20 protein-coding genes are annotated in these 21,036 nt (G+C 60.7%); 13 read left to right on the forward strand and 7 right to left on the reverse strand.

Annotated elements, in window-relative coordinates; translation table 11 throughout:
• Window positions 1-223: 223 nt before the first annotated feature.
• Window positions 224-1,573 (forward strand): NCS2 family permease, encoded by a 1,350-nt coding sequence (locus PSH78_RS19235; RefSeq protein ID WP_305496146.1) that lies wholly within the window; start codon window positions 224-226, stop codon window positions 1,571-1,573.
• Window positions 1,574-1,636: 63 nt separating this feature from the next.
• Window positions 1,637-2,263: a LysE family translocator gene (locus PSH78_RS19240; RefSeq protein WP_305496147.1), complete on the forward strand. Its 627-nt coding sequence runs from the start codon at window positions 1,637-1,639 to the stop codon at window positions 2,261-2,263.
• Between the two features lie 203 nt (window positions 2,264-2,466).
• Here PSH78_RS19240 and uraH read toward each other — a convergent pair whose 3' ends face one another.
• On the reverse strand, window positions 2,467-2,820 hold the full coding sequence (gene uraH, locus PSH78_RS19245) for a hydroxyisourate hydrolase (protein ID WP_305496148.1): 354 nt from the start codon (window positions 2,818-2,820) through the stop codon (window positions 2,467-2,469).
• Between the two features lie 411 nt (window positions 2,821-3,231).
• Here uraH and puuE point away from each other — a divergent pair, with 411 nt between their 5' ends.
• The 6 genes from puuE to PSH78_RS19275 all read left to right on the forward strand — a co-directional run bounded on the left by puuE (window position 3,232) and on the right by PSH78_RS19275 (window position 8,869).
• Window positions 3,232-4,158 carry an allantoinase PuuE gene (gene puuE, locus PSH78_RS19250; RefSeq protein ID WP_305496149.1) on the forward strand — a complete coding sequence of 309 codons (927 nt, stop codon included), beginning with the start codon at window positions 3,232-3,234 and terminating at the stop codon, window positions 4,156-4,158.
• The gene (gene uraD / locus PSH78_RS19255) at window positions 4,155-4,670 is read left to right on the forward strand and encodes a 2-oxo-4-hydroxy-4-carboxy-5-ureidoimidazoline decarboxylase (protein ID WP_305496150.1); all 516 of its coding nucleotides are present in this window, start codon (window positions 4,155-4,157) and stop codon (window positions 4,668-4,670) included. The genes puuE and uraD overlap by 4 nt, the downstream gene beginning before the upstream one ends.
• A gap of 67 nt (window positions 4,671-4,737) precedes the next feature.
• Window positions 4,738-5,739: an allantoicase gene (alc, locus tag PSH78_RS19260; RefSeq protein ID WP_305496151.1), complete on the forward strand. Its 1,002-nt coding sequence runs from the start codon at window positions 4,738-4,740 to the stop codon at window positions 5,737-5,739.
• Window positions 5,740-5,853: 114 nt separating this feature from the next.
• Window positions 5,854-6,357 (forward strand): ureidoglycolate lyase, encoded by a 504-nt coding sequence (locus PSH78_RS19265; protein ID WP_305496152.1) that lies wholly within the window; start codon window positions 5,854-5,856, stop codon window positions 6,355-6,357.
• A 51-nt stretch (window positions 6,358-6,408) separates the two neighbouring features.
• Window positions 6,409-7,710: a urate hydroxylase PuuD gene (locus tag PSH78_RS19270; RefSeq protein ID WP_305496153.1), complete on the forward strand. Its 1,302-nt coding sequence runs from the start codon at window positions 6,409-6,411 to the stop codon at window positions 7,708-7,710.
• Between the two features lie 373 nt (window positions 7,711-8,083).
• Window positions 8,084-8,869: an outer membrane protein OmpK gene (locus PSH78_RS19275; protein ID WP_305496154.1), complete on the forward strand. Its 786-nt coding sequence runs from the start codon at window positions 8,084-8,086 to the stop codon at window positions 8,867-8,869.
• Window positions 8,870-8,923: 54 nt separating this feature from the next.
• On the opposite strand, the gene PSH78_RS19280 is transcribed toward PSH78_RS19275, so the two are convergent.
• Complete coding sequence (locus PSH78_RS19280; RefSeq protein WP_305496155.1) at window positions 8,924-10,270, reverse strand: DEAD/DEAH box helicase; 1,347 nt, start codon at window positions 10,268-10,270, stop codon at window positions 8,924-8,926.
• A 190-nt stretch (window positions 10,271-10,460) separates the two neighbouring features.
• On the opposite strand from PSH78_RS19280, the gene PSH78_RS19285 reads away from it, so the two are divergent.
• Window positions 10,461-11,759: a mechanosensitive ion channel family protein gene (locus PSH78_RS19285; RefSeq protein WP_305496156.1), complete on the forward strand. Its 1,299-nt coding sequence runs from the start codon at window positions 10,461-10,463 to the stop codon at window positions 11,757-11,759.
• 25 nt (window positions 11,760-11,784) lie between these two features.
• Here PSH78_RS19285 and PSH78_RS19290 read toward each other — a convergent pair whose 3' ends face one another.
• The 3 genes from PSH78_RS19290 to PSH78_RS19300 all read right to left on the reverse strand — a co-directional run bounded on the left by PSH78_RS19290 (window position 11,785) and on the right by PSH78_RS19300 (window position 14,068).
• Window positions 11,785-12,651: a carboxylate/amino acid/amine transporter gene (locus tag PSH78_RS19290; protein WP_305496157.1), complete on the reverse strand. Its 867-nt coding sequence runs from the start codon at window positions 12,649-12,651 to the stop codon at window positions 11,785-11,787.
• A 352-nt stretch (window positions 12,652-13,003) separates the two neighbouring features.
• Window positions 13,004-13,603 carry an FMN-dependent NADH-azoreductase gene (locus tag PSH78_RS19295; protein ID WP_305496158.1) on the reverse strand — a complete coding sequence of 200 codons (600 nt, stop codon included), beginning with the start codon at window positions 13,601-13,603 and terminating at the stop codon, window positions 13,004-13,006.
• Window positions 13,604-13,753: 150 nt separating this feature from the next.
• Entirely contained in the window at window positions 13,754-14,068 is a 315-nt protein-coding gene (locus tag PSH78_RS19300; protein WP_305496159.1) for a 3-phosphoglycerate kinase, read from the reverse strand.
• 50 nt (window positions 14,069-14,118) lie between these two features.
• Between PSH78_RS19300 and PSH78_RS19305 the strand changes: the two genes are divergently transcribed.
• From PSH78_RS19305 to PSH78_RS19320, 4 genes are all read left to right on the forward strand, one after another.
• Window positions 14,119-15,042, forward strand: coding sequence for a LysR family transcriptional regulator (locus tag PSH78_RS19305; RefSeq protein ID WP_305496160.1), 924 nt, complete (start codon window positions 14,119-14,121; stop codon window positions 15,040-15,042).
• A gap of 14 nt (window positions 15,043-15,056) precedes the next feature.
• Window positions 15,057-15,860, forward strand: a complete 804-nt coding sequence (locus tag PSH78_RS19310) for an alpha/beta fold hydrolase (RefSeq protein ID WP_305496161.1) — start codon at window positions 15,057-15,059, stop codon at window positions 15,858-15,860.
• A 4-nt stretch (window positions 15,861-15,864) separates the two neighbouring features.
• On the forward strand, window positions 15,865-16,428 hold the full coding sequence (locus tag PSH78_RS19315) for a peptidylprolyl isomerase (RefSeq protein ID WP_305496162.1): 564 nt from the start codon (window positions 15,865-15,867) through the stop codon (window positions 16,426-16,428).
• A gap of 85 nt (window positions 16,429-16,513) precedes the next feature.
• A complete protein-coding gene (locus PSH78_RS19320) occupies window positions 16,514-18,346 on the forward strand; it encodes an ABC transporter ATP-binding protein (RefSeq protein WP_305496163.1) in 1,833 nt (610 codons plus the stop codon).
• A gap of 167 nt (window positions 18,347-18,513) precedes the next feature.
• Here PSH78_RS19320 and PSH78_RS19325 read toward each other — a convergent pair whose 3' ends face one another.
• Together PSH78_RS19325 and PSH78_RS19330 are read right to left on the reverse strand one after the other, a co-directional pair.
• The gene (locus PSH78_RS19325) at window positions 18,514-19,638 is read right to left on the reverse strand and encodes a GNAT family N-acetyltransferase (protein ID WP_305496164.1); all 1,125 of its coding nucleotides are present in this window, start codon (window positions 19,636-19,638) and stop codon (window positions 18,514-18,516) included.
• A gap of 140 nt (window positions 19,639-19,778) precedes the next feature.
• Window positions 19,779-20,870, reverse strand: coding sequence for an RHS repeat-associated core domain-containing protein (locus tag PSH78_RS19330; RefSeq protein WP_305496165.1), 1,092 nt, complete (start codon window positions 20,868-20,870; stop codon window positions 19,779-19,781).
• Window positions 20,871-21,036: the final 166 nt, after the last annotated feature.

Here is a 21,036-nt window from a genome sequence, read left to right on the forward strand (position 1 = left end):
GATAGCGTCCTAAAGACCGATATAGCCCGACCGTCATAATTTTCGTCAACAAAACAGAAAACATTATTTGCTTTATTTGTATACAAAAGCATAATTCGCTTCGTGCGAGTTCCTGACCAAAAGGTCAACTACTTCGCCAGCCTTACCGCCTCAATGCCTCGCAGCCCTCCTCAGGGAGCACGCGGTGCTGAAATAACAATAAGACTCTTGAGGAGTACTCGCTGTGGAAAGCCGCAAACCCGAAGCCCAGACCCTGGACCTTTCGCCGCCACTACGCAGTGGCTGGCTGGAGCGAATCTTCAAACTCAGCTTGCATGGCACCACGGTGAAGACCGAGCTGATCGCCGGCCTGACGACCTTCATCACCATGGCCTACATCATCTTCGTCAACCCCAACATCATGGCCGACGCGGGCATTGATCACGGCGCCGCGTTCGTCGCCACATGCATTGCCGCCGCCCTGGGTTGCCTGTTGATGGGCCTGTATGCCAATTGGCCGGTAGGCCTGGCGCCGGGCATGGGCCTGAACGCTTTTTTTACCTACACGGTCGTCGGGACCATGGGCTACAACTGGGAAACCGCGCTGGGCGCGGTGTTCGTTTCCGGGGTGTTGTTCATGTTCCTGACCCTGTCGCGGGTGCGTGAGTGGTTGCTCAACAGCATTCCGGTGAGCCTGCGCTACGCCATGGGCGCGGGGGTCGGATTGTTCCTCGGGCTGATCGGCCTGAAGACCGCCGGTATCATCGTCGACAGCCCGGCGACGCTGATCAAGCTGGGTTCCTTGCATGAGCCAGGACCGCTGCTGGCCGCCGTGTGTTTCCTGATGATCGCTGTGCTGAGCTACCACCGTGTGTTCGGCGCGATCCTGATCAGCATCATTGCCGTGACCCTGGCCGGTTGGGGCCTCGGACTGGTGCAATACAACGGCGTGATGTCGACGCCGCCGAGCCTGGCTCCGACCTGGATGGCGATGGACGTCGCCGGCGTGTTCAACGTCAGCATGATCAGTGTGGTGCTGGCCTTCCTGTTCGTGCATATGTTCGACACCGCCGGCACCTTGATGGGCGTCGCCCAGCGCGCCGGCCTGGTAAAGCCCGACGGCAAGATCGAAAACCTCTCCAAGGCCCTCAAGGCCGACAGCGCCTCCAGCGTATTCGGCGCGATGGTCGGTGTTCCGCCGGTGACCAGCTACGTGGAAAGCGCAGCCGGCGTCGCCGCCGGCGGCCGCACGGGGCTTACGGCGGTGACGGTCGGTGTGCTATTTATTGCCGCCATGTTCTTTGCCCCGCTGGCCGGGATGATTCCTGCCTACGCCACGGCCGGCGCCTTGATTTATGTGGCCATGCTGATGATGGGCGGCATGGCCCACATCGAGTGGGACGAAGCGACCGACAGCATCCCGGCCATCGTTACCGCCATCATGATGCCGCTGACCTTCTCGGTCGCCGATGGCATCGCGCTGGGTTTCATCACCTACGTGGTACTCAAGGCCGGCACCGGTAAACACAAGGAAATATCCGTCAGCCTGTGGGTGCTCTGCGCGATCTTTATCGCCAAGTTCATCTTCTTGTAAGCGGGCCCGTCTGTATCCGCCTCACCCCGTCGGGTGAGGCTTTTGTGCATCAGGAGCAAAGCAATGAATCTGGAAACCTGGTTGTTGTTCAGTGGCGCCGCGTTGGTGGTGATCCTCATCCCCGGCCCGCTGTCGCTGCTGATGATCAGCAACAGCCTCAACTACGGTCTGCGTCGTTCTTATCCGGCGTTCCTCGGTGGAGTAATGGCCTCGATCTGCCTGTTGAGCGCCTCAGCGCTGGGGCTCGGGGCGCTGTTGCTGGCTTCGGAACAATTGTTCAGCGCCCTGAAAATCGTCGGTGCGCTGTACCTGTTCTACCTCGCCTGGCAGAGCTGGCAGCAATCGCGCCAGCCGTCCCAGGGCGCCGAAGTACCCCAGGCTACCGCCACTCCAAGGTTTCGCGCCCTGTTCGGCCGGGCATTCGTGCTGGGCGCGAGCAACCCGAAAGACATCCTCTTCTTCGCGGCATTCCTGCCGCAATTCCTGAGCGCCGAACAGCCATTCCTGCCGCAACTGCTGATCATGATCGCCACCTGGACCGTGCTCGACCTGCTGTGCAAGCTGGCCTATGGCCTGGGTGCCCACGGCGCTGCCCGGTATCTGCGTACCGGCAAGGGTCAGAGCTGGTTCAACCGGGTCAGTGCGGGGTTGTTCAGTGGGGCGGGGGCGGCTTCTTTGTTGAGCCGCTGAAAAGCAAAAGCTTCGCGAGCAGGCTCGCTCCCACACTGGATTACTGGTGTTCACGAAACTTTGTGGGAGCGAGCCTGCTCGCGAAGGCAGCCTCGAAGACAACCTCTTTTTCAAGGCCAAAAAAAGCCCGCAGTGTGAGCGGGCTAAAAACCAAAGAAGCTCTATGCGCAGTCGCTTCCAGGGCAAGGCAGCTGCTTGGGGGCTCAACTGCCTCGATAGGTTGAATAGGCGTAAGGCGAAATCAGCAGGGGTACATGGTAATGCTCCTGCTCCTGCGCAATACCGAAGCGCAGCACCACCACATCGAGAAACGCCGGCTCGGCCAGTTGCACGCCACGGGCGCGGTAGTAGTCGCCGGCGTGGAATTGAATCTGGTAGACCCCGCTGCGGTAGTCATCCCCTTGCAGAAGCGGTGCGTCGCAACGGCCATCGCTGTTGGTCAATGCACTGGCGACCAGCTGCAATTGCGAACCTTCGACGCGGTACAGCTCGATCCTGATCGAGCTGCCCGGACAACCGTGTGCAGCATCCAAAACGTGTGTAGTCAGACGTCCCATTGATTGTGCGTGCCTTGCCGCAAGGCGACCAGGCACGGCGCCTCCTGAGTCAGTTGAAAGACAGGCCGCACCATTTTGAAGCGTGAACGCTGCGGCAGTTCGCGAATTAAGACACTTTAAGTGTGAATTGTACACAATAAAAAATGAATTTTTCTCGTGCACGCCGACTGACGATGGTTCCGCCCGACTCCCGATCCGCCCCTGCTGCGACAAAGGCTTGTGAAGGGTAAATTGACCAAGTGGGCAGATTTCTTGCAGTGTAGCCAAACCGACGGTCGCGGTGAAAAATGCAAAAAACAGGCTTACAAGTCGAATATAAAGTTGTATACAATCATCCCATCGTCGTGACGCCAGCCTGTGATTCACCCCCAAGGCGCCACCTACCTGGTTCGAAGAAGAAGGAAGACTGCAGTGAGCGCTGACTACCCACGCGACCTGATCGGTTACGGCAGTAACCCTCCCCACCCGCAATGGCCGGGCAATGCCCGCATCGCCCTGTCTTTCGTGCTCAACTATGAGGAAGGCGGCGAGCGCAACATCCTGCACGGCGATCGTGAGTCCGAAGCGTTCCTCTCGGAAATGGTTTCGGCGCAACCGCTGCTGGGCGAGCGCAACATGAGCATGGAGTCGCTGTACGAGTATGGCAGCCGTGCCGGCGTCTGGCGGATCCTCAAGCTGTTCAAGCAATTCGATATCCCGCTGACCATCTTCGCCGTGGCCATGGCCGCCCAGCGCCATCCGGACGTGATCCGCGCCATGGTCGCCGCAGGTCACGAAATCTGCAGCCACGGCTATCGCTGGATCGACTACCAGTACATGGATGAAGCGCAGGAACGCGAGCACATGCTCGAAGCGATCCGCATCCTCACCGAAATCACCGGCGAGCGGCCGTTGGGCTGGTACACCGGCCGCACCGGCCCCAATACCCGGCGATTGGTGATGGAAGAAGGCGGCTTTCTTTATGACAGCGACACCTATGACGACGACCTGCCGTATTGGGAGCCGAACAACCCCACCGGCAAGCCGCACCTGGTAATCCCTTACACCCTCGATACCAATGACATGCGCTTCACCCAGGTGCAGGGTTTCAACAAGGGCGACGACTTCTTCCAGTACCTCAAGGACGCCTTTGACGTGCTGTATGCCGAAGGCGCCGAAGCACCGAAGATGTTGTCCATCGGCCTGCATTGCCGCCTGATCGGCCGCCCTGCCCGCCTCGCCTCCCTCAAGCGTTTCCTGGAATACGTCAAGGGCCACGAACAGGTGTGGTTCAGCCGCCGCGTCGACATTGCGCGCCACTGGCAACAGACCCACCCGTATCCGGGAGCTTCGAAATGACTGCCTTCCAGACCCTCAAGCCCTCCAGCCTGAGCCGCGAAGCGTTCGTCAAAGCCTTCGCCGACATCTACGAACATTCGCCCTGGGTTGCCGAAAAGGCCTTCGACCTGGGCCAGGATCCGTCGATCGACCAGATCGAAACCCTGCACCAGCGCATGAGCGACATCCTGTTGAGTGCCGACCACGCCAGCCAGCTGGCGCTGATCAACGCTCACCCGGACCTGGCCGGCAAAGCCGCCGTCCAGGGCCAACTGACCGAAGCCAGCACCCACGAACAGGCTGGCGCCGGTATTCACCAATGCACGGACGAAGAGTTCCAGCGCTTCACCGAGCTGAACGAGGCCTACAAGGCCAAGTTCAAGTTTCCCTTCATCATGGCGGTAAAAGGCAGCAACCGGCACCAGATCCTTGCCGCGTTCGAAACGCGCATTCACCACTCGGCGGATGCCGAATTCAAATGCGCATTGGCAGAGATCAACAAGATCGCGTTGTTCCGATTACTGACCCTTTAGCGAGCAGCACCTCAAGACCGGGTCCTGCAAGCATCCCCAGCCAACTTATCAAAGGCAGACAAGAAGAATGAAAGCTTACGCCGTACCGTTCGAAAAATTCGTCAACCTGGCCGACGCCCGCCTGGGCACCAGGATCATTTCGGTAACCGATGACTGGTTCGCCGATGCCAACCGCCTGTTCCAGCCGACCCCGGCTGTATGGAAGGAGGGCGTGTTCGACGATAACGGCAAATGGATGGACGGCTGGGAGTCGCGCCGCAAGCGCTTCGAAGGCTACGACAGCGCGGTGATCCGCCTCGGCGTGCCGGGCTCGATCAAGGGCGTGGATATCGATACCTCATTCTTCACCGGCAATTACCCACCGTCGGCCTCCCTGGAAGCCTGTTTCCTGGCTGAAGGCGAGCCGGACGAAAACACCCAGTGGACCGAAGTGCTGTCGGCCGTCGAGCTGAAGGGCGACAGCCACCACTACCACGAAATCAGCAATGACCAGGCGTTCAGCCATCTGCGCTTCAACATCTATCCGGACGGTGGCGTGGCCCGCCTGCGGGTCTACGGCATTCCGTACCGCGACTGGTCCGCCGTCGGCGACAACGAACAGATCGACCTGGCTGCCGCCCTCAACGGTGGCCGTGCCTTGGCCTGCTCCGACGAACACTTCGGCCGCATGAGCAACATCCTCAACCCGGGTCGCGGCGTGAACATGGGCGACGGCTGGGAAACCGCCCGTCGGCGCACCCCCGGCAATGACTGGGTGATCGTCGCCCTGGGCCATGCCGGCATTGTTGAGAAAGTCGTCGTCGACACCCTGCACTTCAAGGGCAACTACCCGGACAGCTGCTCGATCCAGGGCGCGTTCGTCAAAGGCGGCACCGACAGCCAGATCGAAACCCAGTCGCTGTTCTGGCGCGAACTGCTGCCGAGCCAGAAGCTGGAAATGCACGCCGAACACACCTTCGCCGAGCAGATCAAGGCGCTGGGGCCGATCACCCACATCCGCCTGAACGTGTTCCCGGACGGTGGCGTGAGTCGCCTGCGGGTATTGGGCAAGGTGTCGAAACAAGGGTGAACCAAATCGCGAGCAAGCTCGCTCCCACATTTGAAACGCATTCCCCTGTGGGAGCGAGCTTGCTCGCGATGGCGGCATAACAAACAACACAGAATTCAAGGTTAAAAGACCAGCATGCGCACACTCAAGATCGAGCCATTGACCAAAGAAGCCTTCGCCCCGTTCGGTGACGTGATCGAAACCGACGGCAGCGATCACTTCATGATCAACAACGGTTCGACCATGCGCTTCCATCGCCTGGCGACGGTCGAGACCGCCACGCCGGACGACCAGGCGATCATCAGCATCTTCCGCGCCGACGCGCTGCAAATGCCATTGACCGTGCGCATGCTGGAGCGCCATCCGCTGGGCAGCCAGGCCTTCATTCCGCTGCTCGGCAACCCCTTTCTGATCGTGGTCGCGCCACTTGGCGATGCACCGGTATCAGGCTTGGTCCGCGCCTTCGTCACCAACGGCAGGCAGGGCATCAATTACCATCGCGGCGTCTGGCACCACCCGGTGCTGACGATCGAAAAGCGGGATGACTTCCTGGTGGTTGATCGCAGTGGCACAGGCAACAACTGCGATGAGCATTTTTTCCAAGAGGATGAGCTGTTGGTCCTCGCCCCCCACCAATAAGAGAAGGTCCGATCACCCAAAGACAAGGGTGACGGGCGAGAGGTAAAGACTGTGGAAGCACATATGCTGGAATGGCTGAACCTGAGCGTGCGCTGGGTTCACATGATCACTGGCGTGGCCTGGATCGGCGCGTCGTTCTACTTCGTCTGGCTGGAAAACAACCTCAATCGCGTCAACCCCCGGAGCGGCCTGGCCGGTGATTTATGGGCCATCCACGGTGGCGGCATCTACCATCTGGAAAAATACAAACTCGCGCCGCCGTCCATGCCGGACAACCTGCACTGGTTCAAATGGGAAGCCTATTTCACCTGGATGTCGGGCATCGCCCTGCTGTGCCTGGTGTTCTATTGGAACCCGACCGTCTACCTGCTGGCTCCCGGCAGCAGCCTGAGCGGCGCCGAGGGTGTTGCCCTGGGCATCGGTTCATTGTTCGTTGGCTGGTTCGTCTATTCGGCACTCTGCGACTCGGCACTCGGCAAGCGCCCCGCCCTGCTCGGCCTGATTCTGTTCGTGCTGTTGATCGCCGCGGCCTACGGCTTCAGCAAGGTGTTCAGCGGTCGCGGCGCCTACCTGCATGTCGGCGCCGTCATCGGTACGATCATGGTCGGCAACGTGTTCCGCATCATCATGCCGGCCCAGCGCGCCCTGGTGGCGGCCATCGCCGAGAACCGCACGCCTGACCCGGCATTGCCGGCCAAGGGCCTGCTGCGTTCGCGTCACAACAACTACTTCACCCTGCCGGTGCTGTTCATCATGATCAGCAACCACTTCCCGAGCACCTACGGCAGCCAATACAACTGGCTGATCCTGGCCGGAATCGCCGTGGCGGCGGTGTTGGTGCGTCACTACTTCAACACCCGCCATGACAGCAACCGGTTTGCCTGGACGCTGCCGGTCGGCGCCCTGGCGATGATCTGCCTGGCTTACGTCACCGGGCCCAAGCCAATGCCAACGGCACCGGAAGTCGCCAAGGCTCCCGGCGTGATCGAGTATCAACCGCTGCCGGAAACGGCGGTGGGCGGCGGGGCCAAACCGGCCACGGCGCCAGCCGCTCCGGCAACGGCGCCCGCCCAGGCGTCCAGTGCGCAGGGCCCGTCATTTGAAAAGGTCCACAGCGTGATCCAGGAGCGCTGCTCGGTCTGTCATTCGGCCAAGCCCACCAGTCCGCTGTTCAGCGCCGCGCCGGGAGGGGTGATCTTCGATACGCCGCAGCAGATCCAGCAACAGGCCGCACGCATCCAGGCCCAGGCCGTGACCACCCAGATCATGCCCTTGGGCAACATCACCCAGATGACCCAGCAGGAACGTGATCTGATCGGCGCCTGGATCACCCAGGGCGCGCGCACCAACTAGTCCGGCCAGACACACCCCGCTCCACCCGCAATACCGCAGACAGGCAGGCCGGCACAAGACCGGTCGCCCGTCAGCGGCCGCCTGCGCCTCAACAATAAGAACAAGAGGAAAGCTTATGCATGCGCTCCATCGTCACGCCTCCGGATGCGCCGTCGCAGCGCACTTGAGTCGCTCCAGGCAAGTCCGTATCCTGCGCGGCCGTTCAAACCCGGACATCTCAAAATAATCATAAGGTCCTGAGCGACCCACCGACTTTCAGCCACTGCCACAAACAAAAAGCTGACCGAACGGATGTTTTGTCCGTGGAAAAAGGCGCCACACCAGAGCGCTGACGACAACAACGCGGTACCACTTACCTTTGGGAGCAAACCGAATGAAACGTACGTGCACCAGCCTGATACTCGCAGGATCGTTGCTCGCCGGCAGCCAGGCCATGGCCGGCGATCTGTTGCAGTGGCAGAACAACAGCCTGAGTTACCTCTACGGCAAGGATTTCCAGATCAATCCACGTATCCAGCAGACCGTGACGTTCGAACACGCCGATGCCTGGACCTACGGCGACAACTTCTTCTTCCTCGACCGGATCTTCTACAACGGCGAGGACGACAGCAATTCCGGCCCGAACACCTACTACGGCGAGTTCAGTCCGCGCCTGTCGTTTGGCAAGATCCTTGATCAGAAGCTGGAACTGGGCCCGGTCAAGGACGTGCTGCTGGCCATGACCTATGAGTTTGGCGAAGGTGACAACGAGTCCTACCTGATCGGCCCGGGCTTTGACCTGGCGATTCCCGGCTTCGACTATTTCCAGTTGAATTTCTACAACCGCCAGACCGAAGGCTCGCGGGCGGGCGACAATGTCTGGCAGATCACCCCGGTCTGGGCCGTCACCGTCCCGGTGGGTTCATCCGACATCCTGTTCGACGGGTTCATCGACTGGGTCGTCGACAACGACAGCAACGCCAAGGGCACGTACCACGCCAACCTGCATATCGTCCCGCAGATCAAATATGACCTGGGCAAGGCGTTGAAGCTCGGCGCCAAGCAGCTATACGTGGGCGTGGAATACGACTACTGGAAGAACAAGTACGCCATCGAGGACAGCGAAAGCTTCAAGACCAACCAGAGCAATACCAGCCTGCTGGTCAAATATCATTTCTGACCCGGCGTACCCATAAAAAAACCGGACCCAAGGTCCGGTTTTTCATTCATGGGCTTACTCAGCCGCCGGCGCCTCGGGCTTGCGGCGTTTGAGCGGGGCCATGCCGTCCTTGCTGACCAGCGATGGCGCGTCGCTCTTCGGGCGGTTGGCGGTCTTGCGCTTGGTCGGGGCCTTCGCGCCGGTTTTCTTCTTGTCGCCCTTGGCGTCGACCTTTTTCTTCTTCACGCCAACGGCCTTGCCCGACGCCTTGACCTTTTTCGGTCCGCCGTAGGTGCCTTTGACTTCCTTGATGGTACGGCGCTCGAAGCTCTGCTTGAGGTAGCGCTCGATGCTCGACATCAGGTTCCAGTCGCCGTGGCAGATCAGCGAGATCGCCAGGCCATCGTTGCCGGCGCGACCGGTGCGGCCGATGCGGTGCACATACTCGTCGCCACTGCGGGGCATGTCGAAGTTGATGACCATATCCAGGCCGTCGACGTCCAGGCCACGGGCGGCGACGTCGGTGGCCACCAGGATCTTCACACCGCCCTGCTTGAGGCGGTCGATGGCCAGCTTGCGGTCCTTCTGGTCTTTCTCGCCGTGCAGCACGAACGCCTTGTATTCCTGGGCGACGAGACGACCGTAGATGCGGTCGGCCATGGCCCGGGTGTTGGTGAACACGATGGCTTTTTCGTAGGTCTCGTTGGCCAGCAACCAGTTCACAATCTGCTCTTTGTGCTGGTTGTGGTCAGCGGTGATGATCTGCTGGCGGGTGGTGGAGTTCAGCTGGCTGACCGCGTTGAGCTGCAAGTGCTCAGGGTTGTTCAGGACCTTGGCGATCATCTCGCGCAGGCCCGAACCGCCGGTGGTGGCGGAGAACAGCATGGTCTGCTGGCGATTGACGCATTCATCCACCAGGCGCTGCACGTCTTCGGCAAAACCCATGTCCAGCATGCGGTCGGCTTCGTCCAGCACCAGCACTTCGACTTCCTTGAGGTCGAGGTTGCCGGCGTTCAATTGCTCGATCATCCGCCCCGGCGTGCCGATCAGGATATCCGGCACCTTGCGCAGCATGGCGGCCTGGACCTTGAAATCTTCCCCGCCGGTGATCAGGCCGGACTTGATGAAGGTGAACTGCGCGAAGCGTTCCACTTCCTTCAAGGTCTGCTGGGCCAGCTCGCGGGTCGGCAGCAGGATCAGGGTCTTGATGCTGACGCGGACCTTGGCCGGGCCGATCAGGCGATTGAGGATCGGCAGCACGAACGCAGCGGTCTTGCCGCTGCCGGTCTGCGCCGTCACCCGCAGGTCACGCCCCTGGAGCGCGAGCGGAATAGCCGCTGCCTGCACCGGCGTTGGCTCGACAAATTTAAGCTCGGCCACGGCTTTGAGCAGGCGTTCGTGCAGGGCGAATTGGGAAAACACGGGTGCTACCTCGAAGAAATGCAAAAAAACAGCTGCATAGGTTACCGGTTTCGAGCGCGCAGGCCGAGTTTCTTTATACAAACGGCTGCAAATCAGTGTGTTTTCAAGAGCGGATTTGTCATCAACGGTCACTTCGCCACGCTTAAATGCTCTAATTCGCCCATCGCGCTCATAGAAGACCGTCTCGTCCATGGATATCAAACAATTCTGGCTCAACCTTCAGGATTTCTGGGGGGCCCTGGATCAGCACCCGCTCCTGCATTCCGGCCTCGCCCTGGCCCTGCTGCTGGCGATCGCGCTGGTGCTCGGACGCGTGGCGCGCTACCTGATCCTGCACGGCGCCAAGCTGATCGGCCGCCAACCGGCCCTGCACTGGGTCAACGACCTGCGCCAGAACAAAGTCTTTCATCGCCTGGCGCAAACGACGCCGTCGCTGATCATCCAGTTCGGCCTGCACCTGGTACCCGGGCTGAGCAAGACCAGCATGGTCTTCCTCGGCAATGTCGCGCTGGCCTTCACCATCCTGTTCATGCTGCTGGCCGTCAGTGCCCTGCTCAGTGCGCTGCTGGACGTCTATGCCCGCACCGAACACGCCCGCACCCGCTCGATCAAGGGCTACGTGCAGCTGACAAAAATGGTCCTCTACGTGTTCGGCGCGATCATCATCGTCGCCACGCTGATCGACCGCTCGCCGCTGTTGCTGCTGTCGGGCCTGGGTGCGATGTCGGCGGTGATCCTCCTGGTCTACAAGGACACGCTGTTGTCGTTCGTCGCCAGCGTGCAGTTGACCAGCAACGACATGCTGCGGGTCGGCGACTGGATCGAAATGCCACAGGTGGGAGCCGACGGTGACGTGGTGGATATCACCCTGCACACGGTCAAGGTGCAGAACTTCGACAAGACCATCGTCTCGATCCCCACCTGGCGCCTGATGTCCGAATCGTTCAAGAACTGGCGCGGCATGCAGCAATCCGGCGGAAGGCGGATCAAGCGCAGCCTGTTCATCGACGCCAGCGGCGTGCGCTTCCTGCACGACGAGGAAGAACAGCGCCTGACCCAGGTGCACCTGCTGACCGATTACATCGGCCGCAAGCAGGCCGAGCTCAAGGCCTGGAACGAAGCCCAGGGCAACGTCGCGGCGATGTCGGCCAACCGCCGGCGGATGACCAACCTCGGCACTTTCCGCGCCTATGCCCTGGCCTATCTGAAAAGCCACCCGGAGATCCAGCCGAACATGACCTGCATGGTCCGCCAGCTGCAGACCACTGCCCAGGGTATCCCGCTGGAAATCTACTGCTTCACCGGCACCACCGTGTGGGCCGACTACGAGCGCATCCAGGGGGATATCTTCGATTACCTGCTGGCGGTGATGCCGGAATTCGGGCTGGGCTTGTACCAACAGCCGAGCGGTACGGATCTGCGGGCGGGGTTGCTGCCGGCGGTATTGGGGGCAAGCCATATTCCGGAGCCGGAGAGGCAGGTGGTCTGATCCACCATGGCCCCCGCAAGGGGGTTCAGTGTGAGGGCTGAGCTTGGCGCACCCCCAACCGACTGATCCACACCGCCGCGAGTATCACCGACCCACCCAGCAGCAACCGACCCAACGCCTCATGCTGGTTCCAGATCAGCAGGTTCACCAGCAACCCCACCGGCACGTGCAGGTTGTTCATCACCGCCAATGTCCCGCCGTTCACCAGGCACGCGCCCTTGTTCCACCAGTAGAGGCCCAGCGCGGTGGAGACCAGGCCGAGGAATACCAGTACGCCCCATTGCAGCGGCGCTTCAGGCCAGAAATCGGCCTTGCCGAACAGCAGGAAGGCCGGCAGCGCAACCATCAGCGCGCCGAGGTAGAAATAGCCGAAACGCCGATAGTGCGGCAGGTCGCTCGGGTGCCGCGCCACCAGGTGCTTGTACAACACTTGCCCGGCCGCGTAGGTGAAGTTGGCCAGTTGCAGCAGCAAGAAGCCCATGAAGAAATCCGGGTTGATCCGGTCATAACGAATCACCGCCGCGCCGGTCACGGCCACCAGCGCCGCGATCAAGGCCCAAGGGTTGAAGCGTCGATTGAGTGCATCTTCGATCAAGGTCACGTGCAGCGGCGTGAGGATGGTGAACAACAGCACTTCCGGCACCGTCAGTACCCGGAAACTCAGGTAGAGGCAGACGTAAGTCACGCCGAACTGCAGGGCACCGATCAACAGCATGCCGCGCATGAACGACGGCTCAACCTGACGCCAGCGCGTCAACGGAATGAACACCAGCCCCGCCAGCACGACGCGCACCAGCACCGCAAAATAACTGTCGACATGCCCGGCCAGGTACTCGCCGATCAGGCTGAAGGAAAACGCCTGGATCAAGGTCACAAAAAGTAGATAGCCCATACCGCCCCTCGTTTCGAATGGCGGCGAAGATAGCGGTTTTTCAGGATCGCCGCTAACCGCAATAACCAGCCCAGACACTAAACCCTGTGGGAGCGAGCTTGCTCGCGATGGCTGCCTGACAGTCGAGAGAGATGTCGGCTGACATTCCGCTATCGCGAGCAAGCTCGCTCCCACAGGAGAAATTCAGTGGATGGGAGATCGCAGGCAAAAAAAAAGCCCGATCTCGCTTCAGCGTTCAATCGGGCGGCTGCACTCAGGAGCAATAAGTGCCAAGGGAGGTTCGATGCGCAAAACGGTTTGAAGGGAAGCGCCAAGTCACTAGAACATCTGGCGATTACCCGAGGATTAACGCTCAGGCCACTTGGGACAGCTTGGCGTTGGCCTGGTTCAGGCCCTTCTCCTGGAAGTCGCCGCCCAGGTTCATGCCTTCGGCATGGATGAAGGTCACGTCGTGGATACCGATAAAGCCCATGACCTGGCGCAGGTACGGTTCCTGGTGATCGGTGCTGCCACCGGCGTGAATGCCGCCGCGGGCGGTGAGCACAAAAGCGCGCTTGCCGGTCAACAGCCCCTGGGGACCGGTGGGGGTGTACTTGAAGGTCACGCCGGCGCGCAGCACATGGTCGAGCCAGGCTTTCAAGGTGCTCGGAATGGCGAAGTTGTACATCGGCGCAGCCATCACCAGAACATCGGCGGCGAGCAGCTCATCGGTCAGTTGGTTGGAGCGCTCCAGCGAAGCGTTCTCGATGTCGTTGCGCTGCTCGGCCGGTTTCATCCAGCCCCCCAGCAGATGAGCGTCCAGGTGCGGAACCGGGTTGACTGCCAGATCGCGAACGCTGATCTCATCGGCCGGATGCGCGGCTTTCCACTGGCTGATGAAGGTCTGGGTCAGTTGACGGGAAACCGAGTCTTGCTGGCGGGCACTGCTTTCGATGATCAGAACGCGGGACATGGCTTGTAGGCTCCATCTGAGAATGTTGTAAGTCGATGGAGTGAAGGTTAAGCGCGATCATATCGATGAAAAAGCGCAAATAATTGCTGCAAAACATCGATAATTTCGTTTATAAGCGGAGCACGCCTTATGACGCTGCCCCGCCGCTGGTTATTTCGGCTTGCAGGTCAGCTCGATGCGCAGCTTGATGATGTTGCGGTTGAACTTGGCGGTGGCGTTCTTGAACTTGCCGGCGGCGACTTCGATCTTGCGGGTTCGCGGCGCTTCGGGGCCGTTGCGAAATACCACGCTGCACGCCGCGTCGGTGCTGCCGTAATTGTTGACCTGGATCGAGCCGATGTCGGCATCGGTGTCGTAGGCGGTGTAGTCGATGCTCAGACCGTTGAGGTGTTTTTCCACGTCGATCGGGTAGGCGAACGCACTCAGTGGCAGCAGGGCCAGCAGCGCACAACAGATTTTTTTCATTCGGCAGTCTCCACGAGGGGACCGCCAGCTTAGGACAAGAGGAGCTCAATATGAAAGCGCCCCGCGTGACCCTTGATCAATGGCGAACGTTGCAGGCGGTGGTGGACCATGGTGGTTTCGCCCAGGCCGCCGAAGTGCTGCACCGCTCTCAATCATCGGTGAGCTACACCGTGGCCCGCATGCAGGATCAGCTCGGCGTGCCGTTGCTGCGTATCGACGGGCGCAAGGCCGTGCTGACCGAAGCCGGCGGCGTGCTGCTGCGCCGTTCCCGGCAACTGGTGAAACAGGCCAGCCAGCTGGAAGACCTGGCCCACCACATGGAGCAGGGTTGGGAAGCTGAAGTGCGCCTGGTGGTCGACGCGGCCTACCCCACTGCCCGCCTCGTCCGCGCCCTGACCGCATTCATGCCGCAGAGCCGGGGCTGCCGGGTAAGGCTGCGCGAAGAAGTCTTGTCCGGTGTCGAAGAGGTACTGCTCGAAGGCGTGGCCGACCTCGCCATCAGCGGCTTCAGCATTCCCGGTTACCTGGGCGCCGAACTGAGCGATGTCGAATTCGTCGCGGTGGCCCATCCCGAGCACGCCCTGCACCGACTCAACCGCGAGCTGACGTTCCAGGACCTGGAGAGCCAGCTGCAAGTGGTGATCCGCGATTCCGGCCGTCAGCAGCCCCGCGATGTCGGCTGGCTCGGCGCCGAACAGCGCTGGACCGTGGGGAGCCTGGCCACCGCCGCGACGTTCGTCGGCAGCGGCCTGGGCTTTGCCTGGCTGCCCCGGCACATGATCGAGCGAGAACTTCGAGAGGGCACGCTCAAACGTCTACCCTTGGATCAGGGCGCCAGTCGCAACCCGAGCTTCTACCTGTATTCGAACAAGGAAAAGCCCCTGGGACCGGCCACGCAGATTCTCATCGAGCTGCTGCGCACCTTCGATACCGCGCCGCTGGATGCGCCGTTCGCTGCCCCTGAACAAGCCTGACAAGGATCTCGCCGATGGCCTTTTTCGAACATGAAGGTTGCAACCTGCACTACGAGGAATATGGCCACGGCACACCGCTGGTGCTGGTCCACGGGTTGGGCTCCAGCACTCGCGACTGGGAAAAGCAGATTCCCGTGTTGTCGCGCCACTACCGCCTGATCGTGATGGATGTGCGCGGCCACGGCCGCTCCGACAAGCCGCGCGAGCGCTACAGCATCGCCGGCTTCAGCGCCGATCTGGATGCCCTGATCGAGCACCTCGATCTCGGCCCGGTGCACCTGGTGGGCTGGTCCATGGGCGGCATGATCTGTTTCCAGCTGGCCGTGGACGAACCCGCACGGGTCAGAAGCCTGTGCATTGTCAACAGCGCCCCTGAAGTCAAAGTCCGTACGCCCGACGATTGCTGGCAATGGTTCAAGCGCTGGAGCCTGATGCGCCTGCTGAGCCTGGAAACCATCGGCAAGGCCCTCGGCGAGAAGTTGTTCCCCAAGCCCGAACAAACCGAACTGCGCCTGGAAATGGCCCGGCGTTGGGCAGAAAACGACAAACGCGCCTATCTCGCCAGTTTCGACGCCATTGTCGGCTGGGGCGTGCAGGAACGCCTGGCGCAAGTTGCCTGTCCAACCCTCGTCATTTGCGCCGACCACGACTACACCCCGGTGGCGCTGAAAGAAGCCTATGTAAAACTGTTGCCTGACGCACGACTGGCAGTCATCGCCGATTCACGGCACGCTACGCCCCTGGATCAACCCGAACGCTTCAACCAGACCCTGCTCGAATTCTTGACCGCAACCGATTCCACTACCCAGGATCACTGAACCCATGCTGAAAAAAATCGCCCTCGCCGCCGGCTCCGTACTGTTTGCCGCCAACCTGATGGCCGCCACGCCGGCCAAGGCGCCACACGTCCTGCTGGACACCACCAACGGCCAGATCGAAATCGAACTGGACCCGGTCAAGGCGCCCATCAGTACCAAGAACTTCCTTGAGTACGTCGACAGCGGCTTTTACAACAACACGATTTTCCATCGCGTGATCCCGGGTTTCATGGCCCAGGGCGGCGGTTTTACCCAGCAGATGCAGCAGAAAGACACCAAGGCACCGATCAAGAACGAAGCCAGCAATGGGCTGCATAACGTTCGCGGCACCTTGTCGATGGCCCGCACATCCAACCCGGATTCGGCCACCAGCCAGTTCTTCATCAACGTGGCCGACAATGCCTTCCTCGACCCGGGCCGCGACGCCGGCTACGCGGTATTCGCCAAGGTGGTCAAGGGCATGGACGTGGTGGACATCATCGTCAACTCCCAGACCACCACCAAATCAGGCATGCAAAACGTGCCGATCGATCCTGTGATCATCAAGTCGGCCAAGCGCATCGACTGAACCCACAGGGCAAGCCTGAGCGGCGCCGGCAACCCCGCGCCGCCCACCGCAAAAAAGGAGAGCCCCCGCCCGGGCTATGTACCCCATGGTTTACCGCCGTTTTGAAAAACTGATCGACATCTTCCGCGACGCCCCGACCTCGGCCCCGCCGAACCGCGTCCTGCCCTTCTACACGTATTACCTGAAACAGGTCTGGCCCAGCTTCGCCGCCCTGCTGGTGGTCGGCCTGATCGGCGCGCTGATCGAAGTGGCGCTGTTCAGCTACCTGAGCCGCATCATCGACCTGACCCAGGCCACGCCCAACACCGACTTCTTCAAGCTGCACGGCCTCGAACTGGCCTGGATGGCGGTGGTCGCGCTGGTGTTCCGGCCGATCTTCGTGGCCCTGCATGACCTGCTGGTGCACCAGACCCTGAGCCCGAGCATGACCAGCCTGATCCGCTGGCAAAATCACAGCTACGTGCTCAAGCAAAGCCTGAATTTCTTCCAGAACGACTTCGCCGGGCGCATCGCCCAGCGCATCATGCAGACCGGCAATTCCCTGCGCGACTCGGCGGTGCAGGCCGTGGATGCGCTGTGGCACGTGCTGATCTATGCCATCAGCTCACTGGTGCTGTTTGCCGAAGCCGATTGGCGCCTGATGATCCCGCTGCTGGCCTGGATCGCCGCCTACATCGGCGCGCTCTGCTACTTCGTGCCACGGGTCAAGGAACGCTCCGTGGTGTCCTCCGATGCGCGCTCCAAGCTCATGGGACGGATCGTCGACGGCTACACCAACATCACCACGCTGAAGCTGTTCGCCCACACCAACTTCGAACAGCAATACGCTCGCGAAGCCATCGAGGAACAGACCGAGAAAGCCCAACTGGCCGGCCGCGTGGTGACGAGCATGGACGTGGTCATCACCAGCATGAACGGGCTGCTGATCGTCGGCACCACGGCCCTGGCGCTGTGGTTGTGGACCCAGTCGCTCATCAGCGTTGGCGCCATTGCCCTGGCCACCGGCCTGGTGATCCGCATCGTCAACATGTCCGGCTGGATCATGTGGGTAGTCACCGGCATTTTCGAAAACATCGGCATGGTCCAGGACGGCTTGCAGTCCATCTCCCAGCCGGTCAGTGTCACCGACCGCGAGCAGGCCAAGCCGCTCGCGGTGGCCCGTGGCGAGGTGCGTTTCGAGCATGTGGATTTTCATTACGGCAAAAAAAGCGGCGTGATCAGCGACCTGAACCTGACCATCAGGCCCGGCGAGAAAATCGGCCTGATCGGGCCGTCCGGCGCGGGTAAATCCACGCTGGTAAACCTGCTGCTGCGCCTCTATGACGTGCAAGGCGGACGCATCCTCATCGACGGCCAGGACATTGCCCATGTCGGGCAGGAAAGCCTGCGCGAACGCATCGGCATGATCACCCAGGACACCTCGCTGCTACACCGCTCGATCCGCGACAACCTGCTTTATGGCAAGCCCGACGCCACCGACGCGCAACTCTGGGAAGCGGTGCACAAGGCCCGCGCCGATGAGTTCATCCCGTTGCTGTCGGACGCCGAAGGCCGCACCGGTTTCGATGCGCACGTCGGTGAGCGCGGCGTGAAGCTTTCCGGTGGCCAGCGCCAACGCATCGCCATCGCCCGGGTATTGCTCAAGGATGCGCCGATCCTGATCATGGACGAAGCGACCTCCGCGCTGGACTCGGAAGTCGAAGCGGCGATCCAGGAAAGCCTCGAGACGCTGATGCAAGGCAAGACCGTGATCGCCATCGCCCACCGCCTCTCGACCATCGCCCGGATGGACCGGCTGGTGGTGCTGGAAAACGGCCACATCGCCGAGACCGGCAGTCATGCCGAGCTGTTGGCCCATGGCGGGCTGTACGCGCGGCTCTGGCAGCATCAGACGGGTGGGTTTGTCGGGATTGATTGAGACCGGAGTCCACACAAAACCCGTGGCGAGGGAGCTTGCTCCCGCTAGGGTGCGCAGCGCCCCCCTTTGAAGCCCGGATCCAGCTTCATGGTTGGATTCAGCTTTTTTGGGGCCGCTGCGCAGCCCAGCGGGAGCAAGCTCCCTCGCCACGGGATTTCATAACATCCTCAGCACTGCCGATACGGCAGTGCTGTCCTGGCCTCTTCGGCATACGCCAGCACGCCCTCATGCTCGCGGACTAGAAAATCCGCCACCGCCGCTTTCAAACCGGGATGGCGCAAGTAATGCCACGACCGGGTAATCACCGGCTCGAACCCGCGAATCAATTTGTGCTCGCCCTGGGCTCCGGCGTCAAAACGCTGCAGACCGTTGGCGATCGCATAGTCCATGCCCTGGTAGAAACACGTCTCGAAATGCAGCCGATCGAACTCCGCCAGGCAGCCCCAGTAGCGGCCGTAAAAACTGTCGCCGCCCACCAGGCTGAATGCCATCGCCACCGGCCGCGAACCTTGTTTGGCCAGCACCACGCGAATGGCCTCGGGCATGCGCTCGGCCAGCAGGCTGAAGAATGCCCGGGTCAGATAAGGCGCTTGCCGACGTACCGCATAGGTATTGGCGTAACAGGCGTAGACAAAATCCCATTGCGCCTCGTCAAGCTGATGGCCTTCGAGCCACTCGAACTCGATGCCCTGCCCAGCCACTTGCTCGCGCTCCTTGCGCATCTGCTTGCGCTTGCGGGAACTAAGCGCATCAAGAAAATCCTGGAAGTCCCGATAGCCGCGATTCTGCCAGTGGTACTGGCAACCGATCCGCTGCAGCCAACCCTCCTGCCCGGCCAACGCCGCATCGGTAAAGGCATCGGTGAAGTTGATGTGGGCGCTGGAAAGCCCTTCGATTTCCAGATAACCCGGCAGGCTGCCGAGCAATTCCAGACCGTCCTCCACTGACGCCGCCAGCAGCCGCGGCCCGCTGACCGGACTGAACGGCACGGCCGTCAACAGCTTGGGGTAATAGTCGATGCCCGCCCGGGCACAGGCATCGGCCCAGCCATGATCGAACACGTACTCGCCGTAGGAATGCCACTTGCGGTAACTGGGCAGGGCCGCCAGCAGCCGTCCGTCTTCTATGTGCAGCAGGTGCTCGGGCTGCCAGCCGGAATGCTCGCCCAGGCTGGCGCTGTCTTCCAGGGCGGTGAGAAAAGCGTGGCGCAGGAACGGTTGATTGGCAGGCACCAGCGCGTCCCACTCGGGTGAGGCGATGGCGGACAGACTGTCCAGGACGTGAAGCGGCATGCGGTTCCTCGATATCCAGGCGGCGGATAGGGGGAGTATCGCCGATTCGGATGGCGAGGACGTAGCGTCGGGAGATTTTTTACGGTTGGATAGGTCTCCAACCTGGATGGTGGCAGTACAGCTCATCATTACCCCAAAAATTAGCGACCGGCGTCGCGTAAAAATCTATCCGAGTCCGGCCTCACCCCATCCCGATAGTCAGCCGCGGCTTTTTTATTTTCCTTGTACAGCCGGTCGCTCATGACCCGATCAGAACGATCCTTCCTGATGTTGGCAGCTGATCTATTGAGCCTATCTGCTTGCGTCTTGATCATTTTGGCTCCTTCCCTGGTGATACCCCGCTCACCTACGTTCTCGGAAGCAAATAAACGTGCAGCCGTGTTCGACTTAAGCTGCTGTTGGTGTTTCAAGTAAAGGTCTTCGCTGCTGAACATGCGTTGTTTAAACGAGGGTTCTTTGGAAACCACTTTATATGAGCTTTCGATACCCTCCAACTGCTCAACATGCTTGCTTTGAATAGGCATCAACGTCGTCGCATGGGACTTTGTATTGCGACCCAGCACGCCCGGCAGGTTTTCATATCCAGGCGTCGCCGTGGTAATTCTTTTAGATCCGGAAATACGCCTGATTCCGCGCAATAACCATCCCCAAGGACTGTGTCCCGTCGGATCCACGTTGTTGATCGGATCCCCCACACAATACATATACGCGTTCAATCCACCCGTCCCAAACGGACTCAAGCTGTCCGGGCTGTGGAATCTCATCAACAAAGGATTGAACACCCGATAGCCATTGCCCAGCAGATACCAACCACTTTGGGCTTCACGCCGGTGACCGTTGTAACCCAGATGGCTCCTCATCGGTGCCTCATCCGGTCGATGCCCGTAAGGTGAATAAGCCATGCTGCTGATCGCGGCCTGACTCGTCTCACTCATCACGCTGCCCTTGCCATCGCCCGCCAGCAACAAGACCCTCGGATCGCCACCGACCTGATGTTCGGCAAGCACCATCCCTTCAGCTTTTACAAAGGTACTGCTAGCGGCCCCACGGATCTCGTTCGCCAACTCATCATTTCGGTAAAACCGTTGTTCCCTGCCATTCGCCGTACTTTGACCGGTGAGAGTGTCCATTCCATCGTAATGAAAGCTGACCAGCGCTTCGCCAGACGAAGTACTGACAGTAGTTATGGATTCACCAGACGTCACCCGCTCTTTTTTATCTGCACCCGTCATATCGTTCTCCGTGTCCAACCTTGACGACCCTGTCTCTGAAAGTAAGCACTCACCTCAAATCTGGCGAAACTGTCATTGTTGACAGGTGGATGGCCATACAGTCCTCCAGGACCGCGGTTATGCGTTTAGGCGCGCATAAAAAAACCCCGCCAAAGGCGGGGTTCAA

It is taken from the genome of Pseudomonas sp. FP198, assembly GCF_030687895.1.
Classification (GTDB): domain Bacteria; phylum Pseudomonadota; class Gammaproteobacteria; order Pseudomonadales; family Pseudomonadaceae; genus Aquipseudomonas.